Source organism: Pseudomonas spartinae, from assembly GCF_965197125.1.
In the GTDB taxonomy this organism is placed as follows: Bacteria; Pseudomonadota; Gammaproteobacteria; order Pseudomonadales; family Pseudomonadaceae; genus Aquipseudomonas; species Aquipseudomonas composti_A.
This window is the reverse complement of sequence record NZ_CBDAMB010000011.1, coordinates 68,924-95,623: the sequence shown is the minus strand read 5'-3', so window position 1 is coordinate 95,623 and position 26,700 is coordinate 68,924. Positions and strand designations below refer to the sequence as shown.

The window sequence follows — 26,700 nt, the reverse complement described above, 5'->3', positions numbered from 1 at the left end:
GCTGTCATTTCCGCTCAGGAAGGTTGAGACCTTTCGACATTGCCGCGCCGCCGGCCCGAGGTAACTATCGCGACATCCAATAAGAACAATCCGGGAGATCACCCCGATGCGCGATTACTTCACAGCCGCCCGCGAGTTCGATTTCGAGGCGACCGTTGCCGATACCCTGGCCGGCCGGCTGGATGCCCTCAATGCCTGTGTGGAGTGCTGTGACCGGCATGTCGGCGCCGGCCGCACGGCGCTGATCTGGGAGGGGCGCAATGGCGAGCGCGCCACCTGGACGTTCGAGCAGTTGCAGGCAGCCTCGGCGCGCTTCGCCAATCTGTTGGCCAGCCGGGGCATCGGCGCTGGTGATTGCGTGTCGGGCATCCTGCCGCGCACGCCGGAGCTGCTGATCACCATTCTCGGCACCTGGCGCGCCGGCGCCGTCTACCAGCCACTGTTCACCGCCTTCGGCCCCAAGGCCATCGAGCACCGGGTGCACACGGCCGGTTCCAAGCTGGTGGTCACCGATAGCCTCAATCGGGGCAAGCTCGACGAGGTGGAGCAGGCGCCGCCCACGCTGGTGGTCGGCGAAGATTTCTGGGCTGAGCTGGAGCGTCAGGCGGATCGCTTCGAGCCGGTGATGCGCCGCGCTGACGATCCCTTTCTGCTGATGTTCACCTCGGGCACCACCGGCCTGGCCAAGCCCTTGCAGGTGCCGCTCAAAGCCATCCTCGCCTTCGTCAGCTACATGCGCGAGGCGGTGGATCTGCGCCCGGAGGATCGCTTCTGGAACCTGGCCGACCCCGGCTGGGCCTATGGCCTGTACTACGCCGTCACCGGCCCGTTGGCGCTGGGGCATGCCACCACCTTCTACGAGGGCGCGTTCAGCGTCGAGAGCACCTGCCGGGTGATCCGCGAATACGGCATCACCAACCTGGCGGGCTCGCCTACGGCCTTCCGTCTGCTGCTGGCCGCGCGTGACGAGGTGGAGACGACGATCAAGGGGCGGCTGCGTGTGGTGAGCAGTGCCGGCGAGCCGCTGACACCAGAGGTGATCCGCTGGTTTGCCGAGGGCCTGGGCTGCACCATCCACGACCATTACGGGCAGACCGAGCTGGGCATGGTGCTGTGCAATCACCATGCGCTGCAGCATCCGGTGCGCCTGGGCGCGGCCGGTTTCGCCATGCCCGGCCATCGCGTGGTGGTGCTGGACGAGCAGCAGCGCGAACTGCCGTCTGGCCAGCCCGGCATCCTCGCGCTGGACATGGCGCGCTCGCCGCTGTTCTGGTTCCCCGGCTATCGCGGCATGGCGACCAAAGCCTTCGTCGGCGACTACTACCTCAGTGGCGATACGGTGGAGCTCAACGACGACGGCAGTATCAGCTTCGTCGGTCGTGCCGACGACGTGATCACCACCAGCGGCTACCGCGTCGGCCCTTTTGATGTGGAGAGCGCGCTGATCGAACATCCCGCGGTGATCGAGGCGGCGGTGATCGGCAAGCCCGACCCGGAGCGTACCGAGCGGGTCAAGGCCTTCGTCGTGCTGCACGCTGGCCACGCAGCCGACGAGGCCCTGGCCGAGGCCCTGCAGCAGTACGTGCGCAAGCGCCTGTCGGCGCATGCCTACCCGCGCGAGATCGAGTTCGTCGACGAGCTGCCCAAGACCCCGAGCGGCAAGATCCAGCGTTTTCTCCTGCGCAATCAGGAAATCGCCAAGGCCCAGGCGGCCTTCAGCCACTGATTCAAGGAATCTTCATCATGCAAATCGAACACAGCGTATTCCTGATCAGCGGCGGCGCCTCTGGTCTTGGGCTAGCCACGGCCCGTGAGCTGGTCGGGCAGGGTGGCCAGGTGCTGCTGCTGGATATCAACGAGCAGGCAGGCCTGCAGGCCCTCGCTGAACTGGGCGCCAGTGCCCGCTTCGTGCGCGCCGACATCACCCGCGAAGAGGATGGTCACGCCGCCGTGGCGCAAGCGTTGGCAGCATTCGGCGCCCTGCACGGGCTGGTCAACTGCGCCGGTATCGCGCCGGCCGAGAAGGTGCTGGGGCGCAACGGTGCCCATGCTCTGGACAGTTTCCGGCGCACCGTCGAGGTCAACCTGATCGGCAGTTTCAACCTGCTGCGTCTGGCGGCCGAGGCCATGGCGCAGAACACACCGAACGCAGGCGGCGAACGCGGGGTCATTATCAATACCGCCTCGGTGGCGGCGTTCGACGGGCAGATGGGGCAGGCCGCCTATGCTGCCTCCAAGGGCGGTGTCGCCGCGCTGACCCTGCCGGCGGCGCGAGATCTGGCGCGCTCCGGCATTCGGGTGATGTGCGTCGCGCCCGGTGTGTTCGAGACACCGATGATGGCCGGCATGCCGCAGGAGGTGCGCGATTCGCTGGCGGCCAACGTGCCGTTTCCGCCACGCCTGGGGCGACCCGATGAGTACGCGGCCCTGGTGCGGCATATCGTCGAGAACCCGATGCTCAATGGCGAGGTGATCCGCCTCGACGGCGCGCTGCGCATGGCGGCGAAATAGAACGTTTTAGCTTTTGTAGGAGCGGTTGGGCGGCATTCCGCTTTAGCCGCGAATCGCCTCGTCATGATCGCGGCTGAAGCCGCTCCTACGCTCATATACACCGGTGCACGCAGAGCAATCTTCCCGGATTGCATCCGGGCTACGAAATTGAAGGTGAAACTCATGAACCAGCAACTCGATCCCGTCGTTATCGTCAGCGCAGTGCGCACGCCCATGGGCGGCTTTCTTGGCGATCTGTCCGGCCTTACTGCGGCCGAGCTGGGCGCAGCGGCGATCCGTTCGACCCTGGAGCGTGCCGGGCTCGCGGCCGAGTCGGTAGACACGGTACTGATGGGCTGCGTGCTGCAGGCTGGCCAGGGCCAGGCACCGGCGCGCCAGGCGGCATTGGCTGCCGGGCTGAGTCAGGCGGTGCAGTGCACCACGCTGAACAAGATGTGTGGCTCGGGCATGCAGGCGCTGATGCTGGGCCATGACCAGTTGCTGGCCGGCAGCAGCGAGTTGCTGGTGGCCGGCGGTATGGAGAGCATGTCCAATGCGCCGTACCTCTTGGCTCGTGCCCGCAGCGGCTATCGCATGGGCCATGGCCAGGTGCTCGATCACATGTTCCTCGACGGTCTGGAAGACGCCTACGAGCGTGGCCGGTTGATGGGCACCTTCGCCGAGGATTGCGCGCAGCAGTATCGTTTCAGTCGCGAGGAGCAGGACGCCTATGCGCTGGAATCACTGCGGCGCGCCCAGCAGGCGATAACGGAAGGTCGGTTCGCCAGCGAGATCGTTGCCGTGGCGGCGCCACAGGGGCGTGAGCGGCGCCAGGTCGATACTGATGAACAGCCGCCCAAGGCGCGGCCGGACAAGATCCCCGGTCTGAAGCCGGCGTTTCGCGAGGGCGGCACGGTGACGGCGGCCAATGCCAGTTCGATCTCCGATGGCGCCGCCGCGTTGCTGCTCATGCGCCTGTCCGAGGCGCAGGAACGAGGCCTCGCGCCGCTGGCGCGAATCCTCGGCCATGCTGGGCATGCCCAGGCGCCGAATCTGTTCACCACGGCCCCGGTGGCGGCGATTCGGCGTCTGCTGGCGCGTATCGAGTGGCAGCAGGAGTCGGTCGATCTGTTCGAGATCAACGAGGCCTTCGCCGTGGTGCCGATGGTGGCCATGCGCGAGCTGGGCATCGACCACGGCAAACTCAACGTAAACGGTGGCGCCTGTGCCCTGGGCCATCCCATCGGCGCGTCCGGCGCGCGCATCCTGGTGACCCTGCTGGCGGCACTGCAGCAGCGCGGTCTCAAGCGTGGCGTGGCCTCCGTGTGCATCGGTGGCGGCGAGGCCACGGCCGTGGCCATCGAGTTGTATTGACGCAGCGCAAATGACGTGTGGGAGGGGCTTAAGCCGCGACAGTCGCCGCTGAAGCGCCTCCCACGGATTGATCGAACCGCATCACCGGAGCCAGCCATGCTGCCCACAGAAGAAGAAATCCTCATCCGTGACATGGCCCGCCAGTTCGCCCAGGAGCGGCTGAAACCCTTCGCCGCCGACTGGGATCGCGAGCATCGTTTCCCGGCCGAGGCGATCGCCGAGATGGGCCAGCTGGGCTTTATGGGCATGCTGGTGCCCGAGCAGTGGGGCGGCGCCGAGACCGGTCACCTGGCGTACGCCATGGCGTTGGAGGAGATCGCCGCTGGTGATGGCGCCTGTTCCACCATCATGAGCGTGCATAACTCGGTGGGCTGCATGCCGATCCTGAAGTACGGCAGCGAGGCGCAGAAACAGCACTTTCTCCGTCCGCTGGCCGAGGGCAGCATGCTTGGCGCCTTCGCCCTGACCGAGCCGCAGGCCGGCTCCGATGCCAGCGACTTGCGCACCCGAGCCCGGCGCGACGGCGACCACTATGTGCTCGATGGTGCCAAGCAGTTCATCACTTCCGGTAGCCATGCCGGCATGGTCATCGTCTTCGCCGTCAGCGACCCGCAGGCGGGCAAGAAGGGCATCAGCGCTTTTATCGTGCCCACCGATACCCCCGGATTCTCGGTGGTGCGCGTGGAGGACAAGCTCGGCCAGCATGCCTCCGACACCTGCCAGATCCAGCTCGACGGCGTGCGTATCCCGGCTGAGCTGCGTCTGGGCGAGGAGGGCGAGGGCTATCGCATCGCCCTGGCCAATCTGGAAGGTGGACGCATCGGTATCGCCGCGCAGTCTGTGGGTATGGCGCGGGCCGCGCTCGATGCGGCGCGTGATTACGCCCATGAGCGAGTGACGTTCGGCAAGCCGATCATCGAACACCAGGCGGTGGCCTTCCGCCTGGCCGATATGGCGACGCAGATCGCCGTGGCGCGGCAGATGGTGCATCACGCCGCCAGCCTGCGTGAAGCCGGCCAGCCGTGCCTGACCGAGGCCTCGATGGCCAAACTGTTCGCCTCGGAGATGGCCGAACGGGTGTGTTCTGCGGCGATCCAGACCCTGGGCGGCTACGGCTACCTCAAGGACTTTCCGGTCGAGCGCATCTACCGCGACGTGCGCGTATGCCAGATCTACGAAGGCACCAGCGACGTGCAGCGCATGGTGATTGCGCGCAGTCTGTAAGGGCGTGCAACCGTAGGGTGCAGCGTGCGCACCCGAGCTGGCACCATCATCGGAGGGGAGTCAGCCCTCTCCCCCAGCCCCTCTCCCACAAGTGGGAGAGGGGAGCTCGTTCGTTGTCAGCTTTAATCGAACTGGTACTGCACACCCGCGCCGACGTACCAGGCGCGCTCCGGGCCGGGTTCGTAATAGCGGCCGTTGCCATCGCCGACGATCACCGAGCCGATGTACTGGCGATCCAGCAAGTTGTCGATACGCAGCACCTGGTTGAAGGTCAGCGCGCCGGCCTTCTGTTCGAAGCGCGCCTGCCAGTTGAACAGCGCGTAGCTGGGCGCCGCCTTGGCGGTGTTGCTGTCCTCGACGTAGAGCTTGCTGCGATAGAGGCCTTCGACGCTGCTGCTGAACCATTCCAGCGGTTGCCAGGCCAGCTCACCATAGAGCGTGCGCGCGGGAATGCCCGGCAGGTGGTTGCCCGACTCGATCAGCCGGCCGTTGCTGGTGAAGTCCTGGCTGTAGACGGCATCGATCTGGGTGTAGGCGAGATTGGCGCGCAGGGTTTCGCTCAGTCGGCTTTCCAGGGCCAGCTCGACGCCGCGACGGCGGGTCTGGGCGGCATTCTGGAAGCGTGAGCGACCGCCACTGGCTGATTCGACCACCAGTTCGTCGTCGGTATCGATCTGAAACAGCGCCAGTTGCAGGCTGGTCGCCTCGCCCAGACGCGCCTTGAGGCCGACTTCCACCTGCTCGCTGGTGGCCGGTTTCAGATCGAAACCGAAGCTGCTGTCAGGCCCTGAATAGGACAGCTCGTTAAGCGTCGGCGTCTCCACGCCCTTGCCCCAGCTGGCGTAGACACTCAGGTCTGGCGACAAGGCGTAGCTGGCGCCCAGGGTTGGCGTCAGCTCGCGGTAGGTGACCGAGCCGCTGTCATCGCCATTACTCAGGAAGCGGTCGTCCACCTCGAATTCCACCTGATTGTGGCGCAGACCAGCCTGCAGGTCGAGCTTGCCCAGCTGCCAGGCAGCCTGGACATAGGGCGACAGGCTGGTGATCTCGTTACGCTCGTCGCGGCGCAGATTGCCTTTGACGCCCAGGGTGCTGCCGACGAAGTTCTCATAGCCCTGGCGATCATCGCGTGAATGGTCGTAATCCAGGCCGGTGGTGACGGTCAGCAGGCTGCTGCCGAGGTTGAACGACTGGATCCAGCGGTTGCCGATACCGTGAAAGCGACGTTCAAAATCGATCACGCCGCCGGACTGTGAGGCCGGTGTCTGTACGGCCACGGGAATCGATTGGTACTGGATCACCCGTCGTGTACCGCTGTAGACCGTGCTCTGCCAGGTGCCGGCGGCGAAGCTGCGCTCGTAGTTAAGGGCGAACTGGCGATGGTCGACGGTCTTGCGCGTGTTGAACAGCAGGGCGCTGGGGGCGGCGGCGCGGCGGTTGTTCTGTACCTGCGCCCAGGTCAGACCCTGCGGATCCCGGGTGTCATTCTGATCCAGTTCACTGGCGCTCAGGCTGAGCTTGCTCGCGTCATCCGGGTACAGGGTCAGCTTGGCGAAGGTCTTGTCGAGGATGGCGCCGCTGTGGTCGCGGTAGCCATCGGTCTCGAAGTGCGAGCGATTGATGATGAAGCCGGCCTTGTCGTTGCCGCCCTCGGCGGCGACGCGGGTACGGCTGGTGCCGTAGGCAGCCTGAGAGGTGTCGACGGAGACCTTGGGCGGGCCTTCGCCATCGCGTGAAAACAGCTGGATGACGCCGCCAGAGTTGCTGCCGTAGACGCTGGCGAAGGGGCCGCGTAGCACCTCTATGCGCTCCAGGGTATCGAGATCGAAGGTCGCCGCCTGGCCCTGACCGTCGGGGTTGGACAGCGGCACGCCGTCGGCCAATAGCTTGATGCCGCGAATGCCAAAGGCCGAGCGCGCGCCAAAGCCACGCGAGGAAATCTGCAGGTCCTGCGCATAGTTCTGGCGGTTCTGCGCCACCACCCCCGGCACGCTGCCAAGGGCTTCGGACAGGTTGACGCCTGGTTTGCCCAGCGTCGCCTGCTCGGCATCGATGCGGTTGACGGAGAAGGGCAACTGCCAGCCGCTGGCTTGGTAGCGGCTGCCGGTGACTACCAGCGGATCGGCCTGGTACGCGGGGGTTTCGGCCTGCGCAGCCAGCGGCAACAACAGCGTGGGCAGCCAGGCGCAGCGTTTCAGCCGGTGCATTGGCGAAATGTCTCCTTCTTTGCAGGTAGGCGATCTTGAGCGTGTCCGCCGGTTGCGGGCCAGCGCTGTGTGTTGCTGATCAGGGGAAATGCTCTACGAAATGTTGCCAGGGGAGGGTTGTCGAACGTTTTGGATAGCGCTAACATTCGGCTCAAACAATGAGCGGCACCACCTCGGATGGTGCCCATGGAGTTCCTATGCAACAGCAGCCTTCCGCATTGCCGGCCCGTACCACGCTCGTGGTCATGGGTGTCAGTGGCTCCGGCAAGAGCGAGATCAGCCAGGCGGTCGCCACCGCCCTCGGCTGGCGTCATATCGAAGCCGATCATTTCCATCCTTCCGAAAATGTAGAGCGCATGCGTGCGGGTATCGCGCTGAGCGACGAAGACCGTCGCCACTGGCTGGATGCGCTGTGCGAGCAGATGCTGGCGGCGCAGGCGGCCGGTGAATGCTTCGTGCTGGCCTGCTCGGCGCTCAAACGTGCCTATCGCGAGCGTCTGCGCCAGGCGATTCCGGGGCTGCAGTTCGTGCACCTGGACATCGCGCACGCCACCGCTGTAAAGCGCGTGGGTGCTCGGCCGGGACATTTCATGCCGATTTCGCTGGTCGACAGCCAGTTCTCTACCCTCGAAAGTCCGGCGGGCGAGCCGCATGTGTTGGTCGTCGATGCGCAGCAGCCGGTTGATGTCCTGCTGTCCGATATCCAGGCCTGGGTTCGTCGTGATGCCGTGGAGGCGGCCTCGAGCGACGCGCAGGATGCTCTCGATGGTGAGTTTGATAGCGCTAACCAAGAGGTGCAACTGGGCGCCGAGCCGATCTACGAAGGGCGTATCGCACGTGGTTTCGACCGCCTGACGGATGGCCTGATGGCGCTGCTGATGACCTTCATGGTGGTGGCGGTGTTCACCAATGTAGTGCTGCGCTATGCATTCGGCACGGGGTGGCCCGGCGCAGAAGAGTTGTCACGCCTGGCCTTCGTCTGGCTGATCTTCGTTGGAGTGGCCTCCGGCATGCGTCGGGGCGAGTTGATGACCTTTCGCATGATTCGCGACCGTTTTCCGCAGTTGGTGCAACGGCTGGTGGATTCGCTGAGCTGGATCCTGGTCGCCGGGGCCAGTCTGCTCTCGGCCTGGGGGGCCTGGAACCAGGTGCAGTTCGGTTGGGGCAACGTCAGTACCGTGGTCGGTTATCCGGTCGTACTGGCCATGCTGCCAGTGCTGGTGAGCATGCTGGTGCTGGCGATTCTCGCCGTGGTGCAACTGGTCAAGCTCTGGCGCCACGCACCGCAGAGCGGGCTGACCGAGGCGCACGTCGAATGATGTCGACCCCATTGCAACAAGACGGGCACTGCCCACCGAGGACCTGCCGATGACTGTCGCGGTATTTCTTTCGTCCCTGCTGGGGTTCATGGCATTCGGCATGCCCATTGCGTTCGCCTTGATCCTCACTGCAGCCGTGCTGATGTGGTATCTGGATTTCTGGGACGTACAGCTGCTGGCGCAGAACCTGCTCGCCGGCGCCGACAGCTTCCCGCTGCTGGCCGTGCCGTTCTTCATCCTGGCCGGCGAGCTGATGAACGCCGGCGGTATTTCCCGGCGCATCATCGCCATGGCCCAGGCCTACTTCGGCCACCTGCGCGGCGGCCTCGGCTACGTTGCCATCGCCGCTGCGGTGCTGCTGGCCAGCATGTCCGGTTCGGCTCTGGCCGACACCGCAGCATTGGCCACCTTGCTCCTGCCGATGATGCGCCAGCGCGGTTACCCGGTGCATTCATCGGCTGGCCTGGTGGCTGCCGGCGGCATCATCGCGCCGATCATTCCACCGTCGATGCCGTTCGTGATCTACGGCGTGGTCACCAACACCTCCATCAGCCAACTGTTCATGGCCGGCCTGGTGCCGGGGCTGATCATGGGCGCAGGCCTGATCATCGCCTGGACCCTGATCGCCCGTGGTTTCACCGAGCCAACGCCGCCCAAAGCCAGTGCTGCCGAGCGCCGCCGGGTGCTGGTCGACGGTGCGGCGGCGCTGATGTTGCCGGTGATCATCGTCGGCGGTCTGCGCTTTGGCATCTTCACGCCGACCGAGGCCGCCGTGGTCGCGGCGGTGTATGCGCTGGCCGTGTCCACCTTGCTCTACCGCGAGCTGAGCTGGAGCGACCTGATGGAAACCCTGACCCGCGCCAGCCGCACCACCGCATCGGTGATGTTCCTCTGCGCTGCCGCCACGGTATCGGCCTACATGATCACCCTGGCGCAGTTGCCGGACGAGATCGGCGCCATGCTTGGGCCATTGGCCGAACATCCGCGGCTTCTGGTGCTGGCGATCATGCTGCTGATGATTGCCGTGGGCATGGTGCTGGACCTGACCCCGACCATCCTGATTCTGGCGCCGGTGCTGGCGCCCATCGCGATCAAGGCTGGCGTCGATCCGGTGTACTTCGGCGTGATGTTCGTGCTGATCGGCTCCATCGGCCTGATCACCCCGCCGGTCGGCACCGTGCTCAACGTCGTTGGCGGTATCGGCAAGTTGCGCATGGAGGTGCTGGTGCGCGGCGTGATGCCGTTCTTCCTGATCTATCTGGCCATCGTCGTGTTGCTGGTGGCTTTCCCTGCCGTGGTTACCGTGCCACTGGCCTGGTTGCGCTGAGTTGACCTGCCGGCGTTGGCGCGTCGGCATCATTCACAACAATAAGAGGTAGTCCCGATGAAACGTCCGCTGCTCGCCATCCTCACCGCTGCCATGCTGTGCAGCCCGCTCGCCAGCTTCACTGTCCATGCCGACGAGGTGCGCTCGCGCATGATCCGCTTCGGCTATGGCCTCAACGAGAACAGCAACCAGGGCCGTGCGGCCAAGCTGTTCGCCGAGGAAGTGGCCAAGGCCTCCGCTGGCAAACTCAAGGTGCGCACCTTCGGCGCTGCCAGCCTGGGTTCCGATGATCAGATGCAGAGCGCACTGATCGGCGGGGCGCAGGAGATGATGGTCGGCTCCACTGCCACCCTGGTCGGCATCACCAAGGAAATGGCGGTGTGGGACACACCGTTCCTGTTCAGCAGTGCCGAGCAGGCCGACGCCGTGCTCGACGGTCCAGTCGGCCGCCAGGTCATGGACAAGCTCGAAGAGAAGGGCCTGGTCGGCCTGGTGTACTGGGAGAACGGCTTTCGCAACCTGACCAACAACAGCCGTCCGATCGACAAGCTGGAAGACTTCTCCGGCATCAAGCTGCGGGTCATGCCTAACCCGGTGTTCCTCGATACCTTCAAACTGATGGGCGCCAATGCGGTGCCACTGCCATTCTCCGAACTGTTCACCGCGCTGGAAACCAAGGCGGTCGACGGTCAGGAAAATCCGTTCAACACCATTCTGTCTTCGAAGTTCTACGAGGTGCAGAAGTACCTCACCGTGACCAACCACGTGTACAGCCCGTGGATCGTCACCGTGTCCAAACGCTGGTGGGACGGCCTGTCGCAGACCGAGCAGAACATCCTGCTGGAAGCGGCCAAGAAGGCGCGTGACTTCGAGCGCAAGGACACCCGCGAAGAGGCCGCTCGTGCGCTGGCCGAGCTGAAAGACAAGGGTATGCAGATCAACGAGGTGGAGCCGGCCCAGGTGCAGCGTATGCGTGAGAAGGCCACGCCAGCGATCCAGAAGGTCGTCGACACGGTCGGCCAGCAACTGTTCGATCAGGTTCAGGCCGAGGCTGAGAAGGCCGCTTTGTAAGGACTTGCCCAGGTTCAGGTGCGATTAGCGCGCAGCCGATCCTGGGCAGGTTCGCAGTTTCGCGGGGCACGCAGGTGGTAACGCTCCTTGCATGGTGGCGTTACCCCGGGCGGCGTGTCCCGCGCTTTATTCACCGGCAGGGCTGTTAGAATCGGCCGCTGGTAACCAATGGAGGCGCTATGACTCAACGCCGTCGCCGCTCTGCCGAACGCGTCACCCTGTCCGATGTGGCCAAGGCTGCAGGCTGTTCGCTGATGTCTGCCTCGCGTGCACTGTCGCAGCCGGGGCGAGTGTCCGATGCACTGCGCGAGCAGGTGATGCGCGCGGCCCAGGCGCTGGGCTATGTGCCTAACCCGGCCGCGCGGGCGTTGGCCAGTTCGCGTTCCAACCTGGTGGCAGTGGTGATTCCGTCATTGTCGAACTCGGTGTTCGTCGACACCGTCGAAGCCATCCAGCGCGTGCTGATGCCGGCCGGCTTCGAGATGATGATTGGCGTCAGCCACTACCGGGTCGAGGAAGACGAGCGTCTGCTGCGCTCCTACCTGGCGCACCAGCCCGCTGGTCTGCTGGTCACGGGCTTCGAGCGCAGCGATGCCGCGCGCGAAATCCTCGGTGCCAGCAGTTGCCCGCTGGTGACGCTGATGGAGCTGAGCGAGGAGCCGGAAGACTATTGCGTCGGCTTTTCGCAGATCGAGGCCGGTGCCGCCATGACCCGCGCCCTGGTGCAGCGCGGCTATCGCCATATCGCCTTCGCCGCGGCGCAGCTCGACCCGCGCACCTTGCAGCGCGCCGAGGGCTATCGCCAGGTGATGCATTACCTCAATCGCCATGATCCGGCGCTGGAGCTGCTGACGCCGCAGCTGTCGTCCATCGGCCTCGGCGCCGAGCTGCTCGATCGTCTGCTGGCGCAGCAGCCACAGATCGATGCGGTGTTCTTCAACAACGACGACCTGGCCATGGGCGCGCTGTTCCGTGCGCGGCAACTGGGGTTGGAGGTGCCAGGGCGCCTGGCCATCGCCGGCTTCAACGACCTGCCCGCTGCGGCCTGGATGCATCCGGCGCTGAGCACCGTGCGTACTACGCGGGGTCAGATAGGTGAGTTGGCGGCGAACATGCTGCTGGCGCTGATGCGCGGCGAAACCCCCGAGCAGCATTGCATCGACGTGGGCTTCGAACTGGTGATGCGCGACAGCACCTGAGGCTACTGCTTCTTGCTGGCGGCCGCCAATTGCTCGGCGGCGTCCAGGCGCAGGCGCTCACGTTCATCGAAGCGTTCGGCGGCCAGCGCGTCGATAGCCGCGCGCTTGTCACCCGTGCTGAGGCCTTCGCTGGCTTCTATTCGCGCTTTCGCCGCGAGATAGTCGTCCAGGCGTTTCTGCCAGTTCTGCCGCTGGCTATCGAGCGCCTCCAGGCGTGTGGTAGCTTCGGCGCCTACCAGTTGCTGACGCATCTGGCGGACCTGCGCCGCGCTGGCGCCTTCGGCCTGCAGGCGCGCCGTGTTCTGCCGCAGCTCCTGCTGCAGTTGCGGCAGTACCGCGTCCTGCAACTCCTCAGGCAGGGAGGCGCGCAGCCGGTCGACGGCCGCGCCTTTCTCTTGCGCGCTCATTCTGTCGTCGTGCTGGATGGCCAGGCGCTCCAGGGTGAAGCGGTTGTAGCCTTCCTCGCGGGCGAAGAAGGCCTGGTGCGTCTCGTTGTCGAACAGCCGTGCGCGCAAGGCTTGTACAGCGCTTTCGCGCTGGCGCATGGCATCGAGATTGCCCATCTGCGGCAGGTCGCGCTCCAGCAGCACCAGCTCACGCTTGTAGCTCAGGTATTGCTCCAGCAGTGCCTGCGCACGGGCCCGTGCCGGTTCCTGAAGCTGGCTGTCGATGTAGGTGCGCAGACGCGAAACGCTGGCGTCCAGGCTTTCTTCGCCGATGCTGGCGAGGAAGTAATCGAAGATCCGCCGGATATCCTCGCTGATGATCAGGTTACCGGCAGCATCCACGCGAAAGCTGCCGTCGACTTCGGTGCCGACGAAGGAGCCGGGCAGGGCGAGCTTGGCGGATTGCTTCTGCGCTTTACCTGCAGTCGCCGCCATGGCCTGGACAGTGGGCTCCGTCACTCGCTGTGCAGGCGTCGTAGCGACAGGCGTGCTGAGCGGGGTGGGGCGATGTCCGGGTTCCAGGTACAGCATCAACGCCAGACCAGCAGCGATCAGGATGGGCAGGGCGAACAGGGTTTTCTTCACGGCAGATTCCAGTAAGGCGTCGGATCGGGATTGCTCCCGACCCAAACCGGGCTCAGAGCCAACGCTTCGTAGGGTGCACGATGCGCACCCTACGAGAGGTTATGTGCTTACAGCCCGGCGTTCTTCAGGCGGTTGGCATGTTGCCGGTAGACGGTCACCGGATCGGTCTCGAACAGGCTGGTCAGGCCCAGGGTCTGGTTGACCTCGTCGAGGTGATTCATCCGGTAGTTGTCGCGAATCACCTGGCCCATGTGCGAGCTGCAGCGGCCGACCAGACCGTCGTTGGCTTCGTTGCCGAAGGTCAGCGAGGCGGCGCCCAGCAGCAGGTCGCTCGGGTCGAGCATGTTGGTCAGCGGGCTGGTGCCGCTCCAGGAGTAGTAACGCACGCCATTGACGCTGTAAGCGCCTTCACCGCAGGCGGTGGTGGGCAGGCCCTGCGGGAACTTGGTGTTGAAGCGCGCCGCGCCCTCGCTGTTGAGCGATTCCAGCGAACCCAGGGCGTTCTGTGGCGTGGTGCTGGAGCTGTCGGAGAGGAAGTTGATCAGCGTCCCGAGGCCGTTGACGATCCCTACCAGCAGTGGGGTGGCGACCGGGCCGGCCGGACCATCGCTGATGCCCTTGAGGAAGTCGGCAGCGGCCGAGCCCTTGTGCGGAGCGCCGACGCTGGTGACGGATGCGACCAGGTCCGGGCGCACGGCAGCGACATAGCGTGTAGTCGGGCCGCCATGGCTGTGGCCGACCAGGTTGACCTTGCCCTTGCCGCTGATGGCAACGATGTCCTCGACCTGCTGCAGCAATTGCTCGCCACGTGCTTCGGAGGTGTCCAGCTGGCTGACTTCGGTGACGTAGACACTGGCGCCATCGCGGCGCAAGGCGGCCGGGACGCCGTACCAGTAGTCGACGCCGAGGATGCTGTCGAAACCGAGCATGCCGTGGCCTAGGACGATGGGGTATTTGGTCTGGGTATAGCCGGATGAACCGAACCAGAAAGCCTGGGTCTGGCCGCTGGCGAGCAGGCCGGCGCCGAGGCAGAGGGCGAGCAGGGTCTTATTGTTCTTCATGGGCGCTCTCGATGGTTGTTGTTTTGAGGCAGTCAGCTGCTTCCAGCAACACGGATCACGCCCATCCCTTGGCATGTACGGCGCAAGAACGATGGCAGGAAACATGCCATCCTCTGGGAATCGCCAGGGAACCCTCTAAATCGGTACTTTTGCTGAACTTGGTGCGATTTGGCAGCAATATCGCTGGCTAAGTTCTGTTACGCGTCGACACGTCACATCATGCAAAAGACCGCAGATTGAGTGGCTGGATGCGTGCATCGAAGCCCGAGGGCGGAGCGTTTTGCTGCCTCGCGAGTGGCCAAGTGGGCGTCGGCCAATCGAAGGTTGGGTGCGCCTTGACAGTAAGCCGTCAGCTTCTCTAGGATGCTGCCTGCGCCGATTTAAACAGCTACTTGCGGGGCGCCACAGGGTGTTGTCATCAATGCCTGAAATTCCGCTAAAGCGCTGGTTCGGTGTCGCCTCTCACCGCTGCCCAGCGGGATTCTCGAGGCGGAGACTCGACCATGATCTGTCCCCAACCCCTTATTCGTCTGGCGCCCATCACCTCGGGCCTGCTGCTGCGCAATCCACGCGTGCTGCTTGGCGGAAGCCACCAACCCACCTTGCTGCGTTATCTCGAAGGCTGGCCCAAGCGCTGGGCCGGGTCGCGTGCGTTTCGCATCCAGTTCGTGCAGAACGGCGAGTCGTTGAACCGCTTCGCCCGCGACAGTTTCGACCTGGCGGTGATCCAGGCTCCCAGCGCCGGGGATCTGGCACAAACAGTCGGCGAGCTGGTGCGAGTGGCGCGCCAGGGTTTGATCACTCGGCGCTGAGAGCACAGACATGCAACTGCCGCCTTTCTCAGACCTGCCACAAGACGCTCATCTTTACATTAAAGAGTTCGACGTCCCTCTGGCGCAGATTTCGGGACTCGGTTGGGTGAATTACTTTGGCGGTCGCCCGCGAACGTTTGACCCAATTTGGCTCAAGCCGGGTAACCACTGGGCTGCCGAATCGCGAGAGGAGTGGATGGCGGTGGTGCGAAACTCGATGAGTTAGCGAACCTGCTGGGCGTCATAGGTAATCAATCTCGACGATGTAGCAGGTCTTCTCGCCACTGGGGCTGTGTACCCGAACCTCGGCATCCAGTTCCTTGCCGACCAGGGCGCGGGCCAGCGGTGAGTCGATGCTGATCAGGCCCAACTTCAGGTCCAGTTCGTCAGGGCCGACGATACGGTAGCGCGACTGCTCGCCGTCCTCGTCCTCGATGGTGACCCAGGCACCGAAGTACACCTTGTTCGGATCGGACGGTTTTTCGCTGACGACCTTGAGCTTTTCCAGGCGTTTGGTGAGAAAGCGCACGCGGCTGTCGATCTCGCGCAGCATCTTCTTGCCGTAGGTGTACTCGGCGTTTTCCGAGCGATCGCCCTGGGCTGCCGCCTCGCTGACCGATTGCGTCACCTGTGGCCGGCGCACGTGCCACAGCTCGTGCAGCTCGGCGCGCAGGCGCGCTTCGCCCTCGGGCGTGATCAATGGCGTACCGGCTGGGCGAGGGGGGCGATAGCGGCTCATGGTGTCTCGGGTCCTGAGAGGGGCGCCAAGTCTAGCAAACCCCTCTCAAGGTTCTCAGCCTTCGCGTAGCACGCTCAAGGGGCTGGCATTGAGTGCGCGGCGGGTGCCGAGTACGCCGGCCAGACCGATCAGCAGGGCACCGATCAGCGGCAGCAGGAGCAGCCAGGGGTGCGGTTGCCAGCTCATGTCGAAGGCATAACGGTAGAGCAGGAAACTCACCAGCTCACAACCGACGGCCGCGAGCAGACCGGCAGCCGCGCCGAGCAGACCGAACTCGGCGCGCCGGGCGCTGACCAGCAGCTTGCGTTCGGCGCCCAGCGCGCGCAGCAGCGCACCCTGACGAATGCGCTCGTCCAGCGTCGCCTGCAGCCCGGCGAGCAGCACGGTGACGCCGGCTGCGAGCACGAACAGCAGCACGTACTCGATGGCCAGGGTGACCTGGGCGAGGATGCTGCGCAGTTGTGCCAGCAGCGCATCGACCTGCAGCAGTGTCACGCTGGGGAAGGCGCGGCTGAGCGCGACCAGTTCCGAGTCGTGGCCCGGCGGCAGGTAGAAGCTGGTCAGGTAGGTGGCGGGAAGATCCTGCAGGGTCTGTGGCTCGAAGATCATGTAGAAATTGGGCTGGAAACTGTCCCAATCCACCTGGCGCAGGCTGCTGACCTGGGCTTCGCGCTCGATACCTCCGACGTTGAAGCGCAGGCGATCGCCGAGCTTCAGGTGCAGGCTTTCGGCCAACTCGGCCTCGACGGAAACCCCAGGCAAGCCGCTGGCGTGCTCGGCGCTCCACCAACTGCCGGCGATGATCTGGTTGTCAGGCGGCAACTGCTCGGCCCAGGTCAGGCTCAGGTCGCGCTGGATGGCGCGCTCGCCACGGCTTTCCTTGGTCACCAGTTGGCGCACCGGCTCGTCGTTGATCATGATCAGCCGGCCCGGTACCACCGGATACAGCGGCGCCGGATGTGGCGACAGTTCGGCCAGGCGCACGGCGAAGGCATCGCGCTCGGCCGGCAGCACGTTGAGGGCGAAATGGTTGGGGGCATCTTCCGGCAACTGGTCCTGCCAGGTGTCGAGCAATTCGCCGCGCAGCAGGGCGATCAGCGCCATGGCCAGCAGGATCAGGCCGAAGGCCAGGGACTGCCCCGCAGCAGCGAGCGGGTGCCGCAGCAGTTGGCCCAGTCCCAGACGCCAGGGCAGGGAAGCGCGTTGCAGCAGGCGGCGCAGGCTTTGCAGACCGAGCAGCAGCAAACCGCCGAGCAGCAGTGCAGCGAGCAGTCCGCCGCCCAGCAGTGCCAGCGTCAGTTTCAGATCCAGGCTCAGACGCCACATGATCAGGCCCAGCGCAACCAGCGCCGCGCCGTAGAACAGCCAGGAGCTCGCCGGTACCGGCAGCATGTCGCGGCGTAGCACGCGCAGCGGCGGTACCCGGCCCAGCGCGGCCAGTGGCGGCAGGGCGAAACCGGCCAGCGCCACCAGCCCAGTGGCCATGCCGGCCAACGCCGGCCACAGGCTGGCCGGTGGCAGGTCATCGGGGATCAGTCCGCGCAGCAGATAGAACAGCACATGCTGGCCTGCCCAGCCCAGCAGCGCGCCGATCACGCAGGCAATCAGCCCGAGTAGCGCCAGTTGCAGGCCGAACAGGACCAGCGCTTCGCGGCGTGACAGCCCCAGGCAACGCAGTAACGCACTGGCATCGAAGCGCCTTGCCGCGAAGCGTGCCGCCGACAGCGCCACCGCGACGCCAGCGAGCAGCACGGCTGCCAGGCTGGCCAGGTTCAGGTAGCGCTCGGCGCGGCCGAGTGCGCCGCCGACCTGGCGGTTGCCATCGCGGGCATCGTCCAGACGCTGATTGGGTTCCAGGCCGGCTTCGACGGCCTGGCGGTAAGCGGCGAGGGCATCAGCATCACCGCGCCAGAGCTCACGAAAGCGCACGCGGCTGCCCGGTTGAACCACCTCGGTGGCGGCGAGATCATCGAGATTCATCAGCACGCGCGGCGTCAGGCTGTAGAAGTCGCCAGCGGTGTCCGGGTCATAGGTCAGGACGCGGCTCAAGCGCAGGGTCTTGGACCCTATCTCCAGCTCATCGCCAATCTTAAGGTTCAGCGCCACCATCAGGCGCGCCTCGGCCCAGGCTTCTCCGGGGCGTGGCCCGGAGCCCACTTCCTCGGGCGCGTAGGGCTCGGCGGCGCTTCTCAGTTCGCCGCGCAACGGGTAGCGACTGCTGGTGGCCTTGACGCTGGCCAGCTGGATGCCGTTCCCGGCGGCCACGACGCTGGAAAATTCCACCGCCTGAGCGTGATCGAGGCCCAGTTTGAGCCCCGCGTCGATTTGTTCCTGACTGGCTGGCGTGCTGCCGCTCAGGCGCAGATCAGCCGCCAGAAACTCGCTGGCGCGCAGCAGCATGGCGTCGTTCAGCCGAGCGCTGAAATAGCCAATGGCGCTGCTGGCCGCCACCGCGACCAGCAGGGCGAAGAACAGCACTCGCAACTCGCCGGCGCGAGCATCGCGCAGCAGTTGGCGGGCGGCGAGCGAAAACAGGCGAGTGAAGGGCACGCGCTTCATCAGGGCTCCACGCGGTCGATCAGGTGTCCGCCTTCCAGGCGGATCAGGCGCTGGCAGCGATGCGCCAGGCGCTCGTCATGGGTGACCAGTACCAGAGTGGTGCCGCGTTCCTGGTTGAGCTGAAAGAGCAGGTCGCTGATGCGTTCACCGGTATGGCTGTCGAGATTGCCGGTGGGTTCGTCGGCGAACAGCACGTCAGGTTCGGCGGCGAAGGCTCGCGCGATGGCCACACGCTGTTGTTCGCCACCGGAGAGCTGGCGCGGATAGTGGGTCAGGCGCTGGCCCAAACCGACGCGTTCGAGCAGGGCGCGGGCACGCTGACGGGCATCGGCATGGCCTTCCAGCTCCAGCGGCAGCATGACGTTCTCCAGCGCGTTGAGGCTGTCGAGCAACTGGAATGACTGGAACACGAAGCCGACATGCTCGGCGCGCAGTCGTGCACGCTGGTCTTCATCGAGTTCGCTGAGATTCTTGCCAGCCAGCAGCACGGCGCCGCCGCTGGGCAGGTCGAGCCCGGCGAGCAGGCCGAGCAGGGTGGATTTGCCAGAGCCGGAACTGCCGACGATGGCCAGGCTGTCGCCTTTGTTCAGGTCCAGGTCGAGGTCATGGAGGATCGTCAGCTCGCCTTCCGTGCTGCTGACCACTTTGTTAAGGTTCCGCGCAGCGAGAATGCTCGAAGTCATGGAGATTCCAAATGCGTGCATGGTGGCTGAGTGGTGCCTTGGCCCTGATGTTCTGGGCTCAGGGAGCGGTTGCAGGCACCCTGCTTGTGGTCGGCGATAGTATCAGCGCGGCTTTTGGCCTGGATAGCCGCGTGGGATGGGTCGCTCTGCTGGAAAAACGCCTCGAGAAGGAGGGTTTCGAGCAGTCGGTGGTCAATGCGTCGATCAGCGGCGATACCAGTGCAGGCGGCGCCGCGCGGCTCTCTGCGCTGATCGCCGAGCACAAGCCGGAGCTGGTCATCATCGAGCTGGGGGGCAACGACGGTCTGCGTGGGCAGCCTCCCGCGCAATTGCAACAGAATCTTGCGTCGATGGTCGAGAAGTCACAACAGGCAGGGGCCAAGGTGCTCATTTTGGGGATGCGCCTGCCGCCCAATTATGGCGCTCGCTACACCAAGGCGTTTGCCCAGGTCTTCGCGGATGTGGCGGAGCAGAAGAAGGTGCCGCTGGTGCCGTTTTTCCTCGAGGGTGTCGGTGGCGTGCCAGGGATGATGCAGGCCGATGGCATTCATCCGACCGAGCCCGCTCAGGCCGTGTTGCTGGACAACGTCTGGCCGGCGTTGAAACCCATGCTCTGAGCGCGTGTTGCTGGCGGAAAACTGAGTAGGCAGAGGCTTTTCCGCCTCGAGCCTTTCGGCTAATGTGGCCGACCTGTCACGGAGCTCCAGATGCCGCGTCCCGCCTGGTCCCTATATGCCTATCAACTGATCGAACCGGATGAGCAGCTGGATCTGTTCGCCTGTCGTGAGGTGCGTGTGCACCTGGTGGCTCGCCAGTTGCGCCTGGGTGGGCACGCTGATCGAACGCTGTGCGGCGGCTTGTTGCCGGCGCAGCCGCGTTGGCGTGCGCTGGAAAAGGTCTGGCTGCGTGATCGTCGACTCTGTCCTGCCTGTCTGGCGACCTTCGAGGCGCAGCGCCAGGGCTTGTGCTCGAACTGGGCGGACGGCTGAGGTCTGCCAGGCTTTCTAGCGGCGGTGTACAATCGCCGCAATATCATTCAACTCTTCAAGGGACATCCCGGATGTTGTCGCGCTTTTCTGCGGTCAACCGCTGCCTGACTCTGGTCGCACTGTGCTCCAGTGCCGCAGTGCAGGCTCTCGAATTTCCGCTGCCGCCGCCAGGCGAGGACGTGGTAGGTCAGGTACAGGTGATCAAGGCCAAGTACGAGGACACCTTCGCCGACCTGGGAGCGGCAAATGACCTCGGTTATCTGGAAATGGTCGCGGCCAACCCGGGCGTGGATCCCTGGCTGCCGGGCGAGGGCACCGAGGTCATTCTGCCGACGCGCTACGTGCTGCCGCCTGGCCCGCGTGAAGGCATCGTGATCAACCTGGCGGAGTACCGCCTGTACTACTTCCCGAAAGGGCAGAATGTGGTTCACACCTTCCCGCTGGGGATCGGTCGTGAGGGCTGGGGGTCGCCATTGGGTGTCGGTCACGTCACTGTGAAGACACCGAACCCGGCCTGGTATCCGCCCAAGTCGATTCGTGAGGAACACGCAGCCGAGGGTGACTTCCTGCCCACCGTGGTTCCGCCAGGGCCGGACAACCCGCTGGGCCCGTACAAGCTGACGCTGTCGTTCCCGGGCTACCTGATCCATGGTTCGAACAAGAAGTTCGGCATTGGCATGCGCGTCAGCCATGGCTGCTTCCGCATGCTCAACCACAACGTGCTGGAGTTGGCTGGGTTGGTGCCGGTCGGTACGCCGGTGCGGATTCTCAACGAGCCGTACAAGTTCGGGGTGAGTGGTGGCAAGGTCTATCTCGAAGCACATGCTCCGCTGGATGACGAAGGTGACCCGTCTGTCGTCGACAAGCACACGGCGGTGATCAACGCGCTGCTCAAGCGTGACGAACTCAGCGGCCTGCGTCTCGATTGGGATATGGTTCGTGAGGTAGTGGCTGCCGAAGACGGCTTGCCGGTGCCTATCGCAGCGCAAACCGACAGCGTAGCGGTGAGCAGCGAAGGTACGTTCTGACCTGACCGGTTGCCAAGAGGCCCGTCTGCATTCGTGTCGGCGGGCTTTTTTATTGCCTGAAGATCAGTGGCCTTGGTAGCAGGCAATAAAAAAGCCGCACCAGTTGCCTGGGGCGGCTTTCGAAAAAACGAGTCGCAATTACTTGCGGCTGGCTTTTTCCAGCATGCGCAGAGCACGCTCGTTAGCTTCGTCAGCGGTCTGCTGAGCTTTCTGAGCGGCGGCCAGAGCTTCATCAGCCTTGCGATAGGCTTCGTCGGCACGGGCTTGGGCGCGAGCTGCTGCGTCTTCGGTAGCAGTCAGACGAGCTTCGGTTTCTTTGGACATGCTGCTGCAACCGGTAGCCAGAACTGCGGCCAGAGCCAGAGCAGAGAATTTCAGAACGTTGTTCATCGTGTTCCCCTTGAGGTGGAGTTTTCCATAAAGAGCAATTCCCCTAGTGTGGGAAATTGGCCGGCGTACATACTACCTATTACTTTTAGTAAGTAAACGGAGTCAGGGCAAGAGTTGCAGTTTTTTTTCTTCGGCCCAGACGCTGAAGGGTAGAGCGTATGGGGGTTGGCTAAAAAACAGTCAGTTACGTAATCGCTACAGTGTCGCGGTTGTACGAACTGTTATAACTGTCCTGATTTCTGAACTAAAACAATAAAGAGGGAACGCAGATGCTTGGCAATTTGGGACTCTTGTTCGGCTTGGCGCTACTTATTTTCATGGCGTTGCGTGGGGTGAACATATTCATCGCAGCATTGCTTTGTTCGATCCTGGTGGCGCTTACCAATGGCGTTGCCGTACCGAAGGCGCTGCTCGAGCACTTTCCGTTCGGCCCCCTTGGGGCATTCACCTTCGCTGGTAAGTTCTTCGTGCTGTTTCTCTGTGGCGCGATCTTCGGCAAGGTCATGGCCGCCAGCCAGGCTGCCAGCAGCATCGCTCAGGCCATCACCCTTGGGTTGGGCACGCAGCGCACGCTGTGGGTGGCGATGCTGGTTTGCGCGGTGCTGACCTATGGCGGGGTGGTGGTGTTCGTGGTGATCTTCACCATGTATCCACTGGGGATCACTCTGATGCGCGAGGCTAATCTGCCCAAGCGCCTGTTCTGCGCCGCGACTGCCCTGGGCGCAGGCACCTTCACCATGACGGCCTTGCCCGGTTCTCCTTCGATTCACAACGTGATCGCGGCCAGTGCGTTGGGCACCGACCTGTTCGCCGGCGCCTGGATTGGCCTGTTCGCATCGCTGGTGATGATCGTTTTGGGCATGGCTTATCTGCAGCGCGAATGGCGTCTGGCGCGCGAACGAGGCGAGGGCTTCGAGCCCAACGCGCAGGATGAGCGCATGCAGCAACTGGCCGGTGTCCCGGGTAGCGGGCCGCACTGGGGCTTGGCTCTGGTGCCGATTGTGGTGGTGTTGGGGATCATCCTGCTGCCGCGCCTGCTGGCGCTGTCGGGCATGGTTGTGTCGGGCGAAGGTTCCTTGGGTGGACTGCTGGCCTTCAGTCAGGCGCAACCGATTCTCTGGCCCAGCCTCGCCCTGGTGATCGCCACCGGCGTGGCGGTGCTGATGTTTCCGGCCTTGCGCCGCAACACCGTCGGCTTGCTCGGGCAGGGCGCCGACGATGCGATCATGCCGCTGCTCAACACCGCCGCGGTGATCGGTTTTGGTGGTGTCGTGATCCAGACGGCGGGTTTCGCTCAGTTCGCTCAGTGGGTTCTGGGTGTGAACCTGCCGCCGCTACTGTCGGTGTTCGCTTCGGTCAGTGTGGTATCGGGCATCGTCGGCTCCTCGTCTGGCGGCTTGCAGATCTTCATGCAGACGCTGGCGCCGCGTTATCTGGAGATGGGTGTCGATCCTGAGGTGCTGCATCGTATCGCCACCATCACGGCGGGCGGGCTGGATTCGCTGCCGCATTGTGGCGCGGTGATCGCGATGCTGATGATCATGGGCTTGACCCACAAGCAGGCATACAAGGACATCTTCGTCATCACGGTGTTGGTGCCGGTGATCGCGGCCTTGCTCTGCATTGCCCTGCTGAGCTTCTGATTGCGCGTGGCTGGGCGCTTCTGCGGCTGATAAGCTTGTCCAGTTGCCTGGATCGAAGTGCGGGGCGAATTTGTTCTTTCGTCAACGCGTCGGTATGGGGTAAAAATAGATGCGCCGCTAACGGTTTGCGGCTAGAGGAGTGAAGATGAGCGAGGTGTTGTCCATCCAGCATGACCAGACGAGTCACCAGTTCGTGACCACCGTCGATGGTGATCGTGCCTATCTGGCCTACATGGATCTGGGCAAGCAGACGCTGGATATCTATCGCACCTTCGTGCCCAATGCCCTGCGCGGTCGTGGCATTGCTGCAGCGCTTACCGAGCACGCGCTGCAATACGCCGAAGGCAGAGGCTATACGGTGATTCCTTCGTGCTCCTACGTCGAGCGCTACATGGAGCGTCGCGCGCGCCATCAGTGAGCAGGTCGCTCGCGACGGGGCAAAACGACCCCGCGAGTTGAACGCGGATGCGAAAACGCCGGGCAATGCCCGGCGTTTTCTTTTGCTGCAGTACCCTCAGCTGCGAGGGCGCTTGGGCAGTACATCCTTGAGCTTGGTATGCATGCTGCGCAGGCTCTTTTCGGTGGTATCCCAGTCGATGCAGGCATCGGTGATGGATACGCCGTACTTGAGGTCGCACAGGTTCTTCGGAATCGACTGGCTGCCCCAGCCCAGGTGGCTCTCGACCATCAGGCCGACGATGGAGTTGTTGCCTTCGAGAATCTGGTTGGCCACGTTCTCCAGCACCAGCGGCTGCAGGGCCGGATCCTTGTTGGAGTTGGCGTGGCTGCAATCGACCATGATGTTCGGGCGTATGCCGGCTTTTGTCAGTTCCTGCTCACAAATGGCCACACTCACAGAGTCGTAGTTGGGCTTGCCGTTACCGCCGCGCAGTACCACATGACCGTAGGCATTGCCCTTGGTGGTGACGATGGATACGCCGCCTTCCTGGTTGATGCCGAGGAAGCGGTGCGGGCTGGAAACCGACTGCAGGGCATTGATGGCGACGGTCAGGCCGCCATCGGTGCCGTTCTTGAAGCCGACGGCCGAGGACAGACCAGAGGCCATTTCACGGTGCGTCTGGGATTCGGTGGTGCGGGCGCCGATGGCCGACCAGCTGATCAGGTCCTGCAGGTATTGCGGGGAAATCGGGTCGAGCGCTTCGGTGGCAGTGGGCAGGCCCATTTCCGCCAGGTCACGCAGCAGTTTGCGACCGATGTGCAGGCCATCCTGGATCTTGAACGAGTCATCCAGATAGGGATCGTTGATCAGACCTTTCCAGCCGACGGTGGTACGCGGCTTCTCGAAGTACACACGCATGACCAGAAACAGGCTGTCGGACAGCTCGGCGGCCAGCACCTTGAGGCGCTCGGCATACTCGTGAGCGGCCTTGATGTCGTGGATGGAGCAGGGGCCGACGACCACGAACAGGCGGTGATCCTTGCCGTCGAGGATGTCGCGTACCACCTGGCGGCCCTGGACAACGGTCTCCAGTGCAGCTGCGGTCAGGGGGATTTCGCGTTTGAGCTGATCGGGGGTGATCAGGGTTTCGTTGGAAGCGACGTTGAGGTCGTCGATCGGTAAATCAGCCATCGTGCTATTCATCGGGTCAGGTCGTCAGGTCACGGGTGCCGGCCGCCAGCGATCCCCTATGGCGGTGCACAGCTAGTTGGCGCAGGGGGAGCCGAACCTTAGCGCGTACAGGGCTGCACGACAATGGGCGTTAAGCCCAATGAGCCTCATAGATTGGCCGTATGAGGCGGCGTTTTTCCCTGGCCGGGGAGTGACTGGCGCTGCTTTCAGGCGAGATAGGGAAATTGTGCAGCATGCTTGGCGATCCAGTCCTGAGCGCATTGCTCGATGGCCATTGGCTGTCCCGACTCGTGTTCGAGCTGTTGTCGATAATGCTGAATCTGGCAGATCTGCTCGACCATGCGTGCGCGAAACAGGGTGTCTTCATCGATGAAGGCGATGCCCACCAGATAATCGTCCTCCAGGCGCCGACACCAGGCCACCACGCCGGGATAGTGAGCCTGGTCGCCCAGCAGCGGAATGCGCAGCTCGACCGAGGTGCCACGGCGAAAACCGCGTGGCGAGTTGCATGCAACCCCGCCCAGGCTGATATTGTTCAGCCGTTGTCGGGGGATGGGGGCTTGTCTACGTAGCACCAGTTCCACCGGCATGTCGCTTGGATGACGCAGAAACTTACGCATGAACACCGACCTCGAATGCAGGCAAACTGATATCAGTGAGTGCAGTATAGCGACGCAACTGGAATTGACCGATCTGGATGCTGATCGCCGCCTGCTCGATCTTCCCGGAACATCGCTGCTGGTGTTCACTAGCACGGGTTGTGCCAGCTGCCGTTGGGCGCGCCAGGCACTGCCTGGCATGGCGCTTCCACTCGAGCGCTTGTGTTGGATCGATGCCGGGCACAACGCCGGATTGGTGACGCGCTACGAGGTCTTCCATCTTCCGGCGTTGTTTCTGGTCAAGGACGGTCATTTCTTTGGCGCGTTGCATACGCGCCTAACCCATTCCGATCTGGTTACTGCCATGGACGAAGCCATGCTTCGCCCGGCTGAGGAGCTTCCCTGATGTCTCAAACCTCCATGCTGCGTATCGGCATCATCGGCACCGGTGCCATTGGTGGTTTCTACGGCATGATGCTGGCGCGCGCCGGCCATGACGTGCACTTTCTGTTGCGCAGCGAATATGGCGCGGTGGTCGAGCGTGGCCTGCAATTGAACAGCGCTGTACATGGGGCAGTGAATCTGGCGCCGGTGCAGGCCTATCAGCAGGTCGACGATATGCCGCCGTGCGACTGGCTGCTGGTCGGGGCCAAGACCACGGCCAATGCCGAACTGGCGCCGCTGATCGACAAAGCTGCAGCGTCTGGCGCCAAGGTGGTCCTGCTGCAAAATGGCCTGGCAGTGGAGGACGAGTTGCGTCCATTGTTGCGCGACGACCTGCATTTGCTGGGCGGGCTCTGCTACATCTGCGTTCATCGCAGCGCTCCCGGGGTGATCGAGCACCAGGCGCTGGGCACGATCAATCTGGCCTACCACTCCGGGCCGCTGATCGACGACGAGGCGCGCCTGGCATTGGCCGAGGAGGGCGCCAGCCTGCTGCGCAGCACCGGCCTGGATTCGCTGGCGATGCGCAATCTGGCGCAGACGCGTTGGCAGAAGCTGGTGTGGAACATCCCCTATAACGGTCTGTCGGTGTTGCTCGACGCCGACACGCAGCGCCTGATGGGCAATCCCGACAGCCGTGCGTTGATCGCGGGCATGATGCAGGAGGTGGTCATGGCCGCTCAGGCGTTGGGTCACGGCATGCCGGACAACTACGCAGACAAGCTGCTGGCTGCCACGCAGCGCATGCCCGACTACCTGCCGAGCATGTATCACGATTTCGCTCAGGGCCGACCGGCGGAACTGCATGCCATCTATGAGGCGCCACTGGCCGCTGCGGACGCGGTCGGGTTCGATATGCCCAAGGTACGCGCCCTGCATCAGGCGCTTCGCTTCATTCAGGCTCGCAGGGAGGCCTAGGC

The 26,700-nt window shown here is 64.0% G+C and carries 25 protein-coding genes; 16 read left to right on the top strand and 9 right to left on the bottom strand.

Features of this window, described 5'->3' with window-relative positions; translation table 11 throughout:
* The first annotated feature begins 106 nt into the window (after nt 1-106).
* The 4 genes from ACN8M7_RS21185 to ACN8M7_RS21170 all read left to right on the top strand — a co-directional run bounded on the left by ACN8M7_RS21185 (nt 107) and on the right by ACN8M7_RS21170 (nt 5,088).
* Nucleotides 107-1,726 (top strand): acyl-CoA synthetase, encoded by a 1,620-nt coding sequence (locus ACN8M7_RS21185; protein WP_490262079.1) that lies wholly within the window; start codon nt 107-109, stop codon nt 1,724-1,726.
* A 17-nt stretch (nt 1,727-1,743) separates the two neighbouring features.
* Nucleotides 1,744-2,511, top strand: a complete 768-nt coding sequence (locus ACN8M7_RS21180) for a 3-hydroxyacyl-CoA dehydrogenase (protein ID WP_490262078.1) — start codon at nt 1,744-1,746, stop codon at nt 2,509-2,511.
* 162 nt (nt 2,512-2,673) lie between these two features.
* Nucleotides 2,674-3,864 (top strand): acetyl-CoA C-acyltransferase, encoded by a 1,191-nt coding sequence (locus ACN8M7_RS21175; protein ID WP_061237985.1) that lies wholly within the window; start codon nt 2,674-2,676, stop codon nt 3,862-3,864.
* A gap of 96 nt (nt 3,865-3,960) precedes the next feature.
* Nucleotides 3,961-5,088: an acyl-CoA dehydrogenase family protein gene (locus tag ACN8M7_RS21170; protein WP_061237986.1), complete on the top strand. Its 1,128-nt coding sequence runs from the start codon at nt 3,961-3,963 to the stop codon at nt 5,086-5,088.
* Nucleotides 5,089-5,210: 122 nt separating this feature from the next.
* Here the strand turns inward: ACN8M7_RS21170 and ACN8M7_RS21165 are convergent, their stop codons facing one another.
* Entirely contained in the window at nt 5,211-7,295 is a 2,085-nt protein-coding gene (locus tag ACN8M7_RS21165; RefSeq protein WP_490262077.1) for a TonB-dependent receptor family protein, read from the bottom strand.
* A gap of 197 nt (nt 7,296-7,492) precedes the next feature.
* On the opposite strand from ACN8M7_RS21165, the gene ACN8M7_RS21160 reads away from it, so the two are divergent.
* From ACN8M7_RS21160 to gntR, 4 genes are all read left to right on the top strand, one after another.
* A complete protein-coding gene (locus ACN8M7_RS21160; protein ID WP_490262076.1) occupies nt 7,493-8,614 on the top strand; it encodes a gluconokinase, GntK/IdnK-type in 1,122 nt (373 codons plus the stop codon).
* Between the two features lie 49 nt (nt 8,615-8,663).
* A complete protein-coding gene (locus tag ACN8M7_RS21155) occupies nt 8,664-9,941 on the top strand; it encodes a TRAP transporter large permease (RefSeq protein ID WP_490262075.1) in 1,278 nt (425 codons plus the stop codon).
* Between the two features lie 57 nt (nt 9,942-9,998).
* A complete protein-coding gene (locus tag ACN8M7_RS21150; protein WP_490262074.1) occupies nt 9,999-11,012 on the top strand; it encodes a TRAP transporter substrate-binding protein in 1,014 nt (337 codons plus the stop codon).
* Between the two features lie 179 nt (nt 11,013-11,191).
* Nucleotides 11,192-12,211 carry an HTH-type transcriptional regulator GntR gene (gntR, locus tag ACN8M7_RS21145; RefSeq protein ID WP_061237991.1) on the top strand — a complete coding sequence of 340 codons (1,020 nt, stop codon included), beginning with the start codon at nt 11,192-11,194 and terminating at the stop codon, nt 12,209-12,211.
* Between the two features lie 2 nt (nt 12,212-12,213).
* On the opposite strand, the gene ACN8M7_RS21140 is transcribed toward gntR, so the two are convergent.
* Nucleotides 12,214-13,242, bottom strand: coding sequence for a lipase secretion chaperone (locus ACN8M7_RS21140; protein WP_490262073.1), 1,029 nt, complete (start codon nt 13,240-13,242; stop codon nt 12,214-12,216).
* Between the two features lie 107 nt (nt 13,243-13,349).
* On the bottom strand, nt 13,350-14,303 hold the full coding sequence (locus ACN8M7_RS21135) for a triacylglycerol lipase (RefSeq protein WP_490262072.1): 954 nt from the start codon (nt 14,301-14,303) through the stop codon (nt 13,350-13,352).
* A 503-nt stretch (nt 14,304-14,806) separates the two neighbouring features.
* Between ACN8M7_RS21135 and ACN8M7_RS21130 the strand changes: the two genes are divergently transcribed.
* Entirely contained in the window at nt 14,807-15,115 is a 309-nt protein-coding gene (locus ACN8M7_RS21130) for a class I SAM-dependent methyltransferase (RefSeq protein WP_490262071.1), read from the top strand.
* Nucleotides 15,116-15,356: 241 nt separating this feature from the next.
* On the opposite strand, the gene greB is transcribed toward ACN8M7_RS21130, so the two are convergent.
* The 3 genes from greB to ACN8M7_RS21115 are packed head-to-tail and all read right to left on the bottom strand — an operon-like array spanning nt 15,357 to nt 19,096.
* Nucleotides 15,357-15,854: a transcription elongation factor GreB gene (greB, locus tag ACN8M7_RS21125; protein ID WP_490262070.1), complete on the bottom strand. Its 498-nt coding sequence runs from the start codon at nt 15,852-15,854 to the stop codon at nt 15,357-15,359.
* A 54-nt stretch (nt 15,855-15,908) separates the two neighbouring features.
* Nucleotides 15,909-18,413, bottom strand: coding sequence for an ABC transporter permease (locus tag ACN8M7_RS21120; protein WP_490262069.1), 2,505 nt, complete (start codon nt 18,411-18,413; stop codon nt 15,909-15,911).
* Nucleotides 18,413-19,096 (bottom strand): ABC transporter ATP-binding protein, encoded by a 684-nt coding sequence (locus ACN8M7_RS21115; protein ID WP_061237997.1) that lies wholly within the window; start codon nt 19,094-19,096, stop codon nt 18,413-18,415. The genes ACN8M7_RS21120 and ACN8M7_RS21115 overlap by 1 nt, the downstream gene beginning before the upstream one ends.
* An 11-nt stretch (nt 19,097-19,107) precedes the next feature.
* Here ACN8M7_RS21115 and ACN8M7_RS21110 point away from each other — a divergent pair, with 11 nt between their 5' ends.
* The 3 genes from ACN8M7_RS21110 to ACN8M7_RS21100 all read left to right on the top strand — a co-directional run bounded on the left by ACN8M7_RS21110 (nt 19,108) and on the right by ACN8M7_RS21100 (nt 21,113).
* Complete coding sequence (locus ACN8M7_RS21110) at nt 19,108-19,713, top strand: arylesterase (RefSeq protein ID WP_490262068.1); 606 nt, start codon at nt 19,108-19,110, stop codon at nt 19,711-19,713.
* Nucleotides 19,714-19,803: 90 nt separating this feature from the next.
* Nucleotides 19,804-20,085 (top strand): hypothetical protein, encoded by a 282-nt coding sequence (locus tag ACN8M7_RS21105; RefSeq protein ID WP_061237999.1) that lies wholly within the window; start codon nt 19,804-19,806, stop codon nt 20,083-20,085.
* 71 nt (nt 20,086-20,156) lie between these two features.
* Nucleotides 20,157-21,113, top strand: a complete 957-nt coding sequence (locus tag ACN8M7_RS21100; RefSeq protein WP_061238000.1) for a L,D-transpeptidase family protein — start codon at nt 20,157-20,159, stop codon at nt 21,111-21,113.
* 138 nt (nt 21,114-21,251) lie between these two features.
* On the opposite strand, the gene oprI is transcribed toward ACN8M7_RS21100, so the two are convergent.
* The gene (gene oprI / locus ACN8M7_RS21095; protein WP_003239826.1) at nt 21,252-21,503 is read right to left on the bottom strand and encodes an outer membrane lipoprotei OprI; all 252 of its coding nucleotides are present in this window, start codon (nt 21,501-21,503) and stop codon (nt 21,252-21,254) included.
* A 269-nt stretch (nt 21,504-21,772) separates the two neighbouring features.
* Between oprI and ACN8M7_RS21090 the strand changes: the two genes are divergently transcribed.
* Nucleotides 21,773-23,146 (top strand): GntP family permease, encoded by a 1,374-nt coding sequence (locus ACN8M7_RS21090; RefSeq protein WP_490262067.1) that lies wholly within the window; start codon nt 21,773-21,775, stop codon nt 23,144-23,146.
* A 145-nt stretch (nt 23,147-23,291) separates the two neighbouring features.
* A complete protein-coding gene (locus tag ACN8M7_RS21085) occupies nt 23,292-23,564 on the top strand; it encodes a GNAT family N-acetyltransferase (RefSeq protein WP_061238002.1) in 273 nt (90 codons plus the stop codon).
* A 96-nt stretch (nt 23,565-23,660) separates the two neighbouring features.
* Here the strand turns inward: ACN8M7_RS21085 and ACN8M7_RS21080 are convergent, their stop codons facing one another.
* Nucleotides 23,661-24,737 (bottom strand): 3-deoxy-7-phosphoheptulonate synthase, encoded by a 1,077-nt coding sequence (locus ACN8M7_RS21080; protein WP_490262066.1) that lies wholly within the window; start codon nt 24,735-24,737, stop codon nt 23,661-23,663.
* 206 nt (nt 24,738-24,943) lie between these two features.
* A complete protein-coding gene (locus ACN8M7_RS21075; RefSeq protein ID WP_061238004.1) occupies nt 24,944-25,357 on the bottom strand; it encodes a PilZ domain-containing protein in 414 nt (137 codons plus the stop codon).
* Between ACN8M7_RS21075 and ACN8M7_RS21070 the strand changes: the two genes are divergently transcribed.
* Both ACN8M7_RS21070 and ACN8M7_RS21065 read left to right on the top strand, forming a co-directional pair.
* Nucleotides 25,356-25,742 (top strand): YbbN family protein, encoded by a 387-nt coding sequence (locus ACN8M7_RS21070; protein WP_490262065.1) that lies wholly within the window; start codon nt 25,356-25,358, stop codon nt 25,740-25,742. The genes ACN8M7_RS21075 and ACN8M7_RS21070 overlap by 2 nt on opposite strands.
* Nucleotides 25,742-26,698: a putative 2-dehydropantoate 2-reductase gene (locus ACN8M7_RS21065; RefSeq protein WP_490262064.1), complete on the top strand. Its 957-nt coding sequence runs from the start codon at nt 25,742-25,744 to the stop codon at nt 26,696-26,698. The genes ACN8M7_RS21070 and ACN8M7_RS21065 overlap by 1 nt, the downstream gene beginning before the upstream one ends.
* Nucleotides 26,699-26,700: the final 2 nt, after the last annotated feature.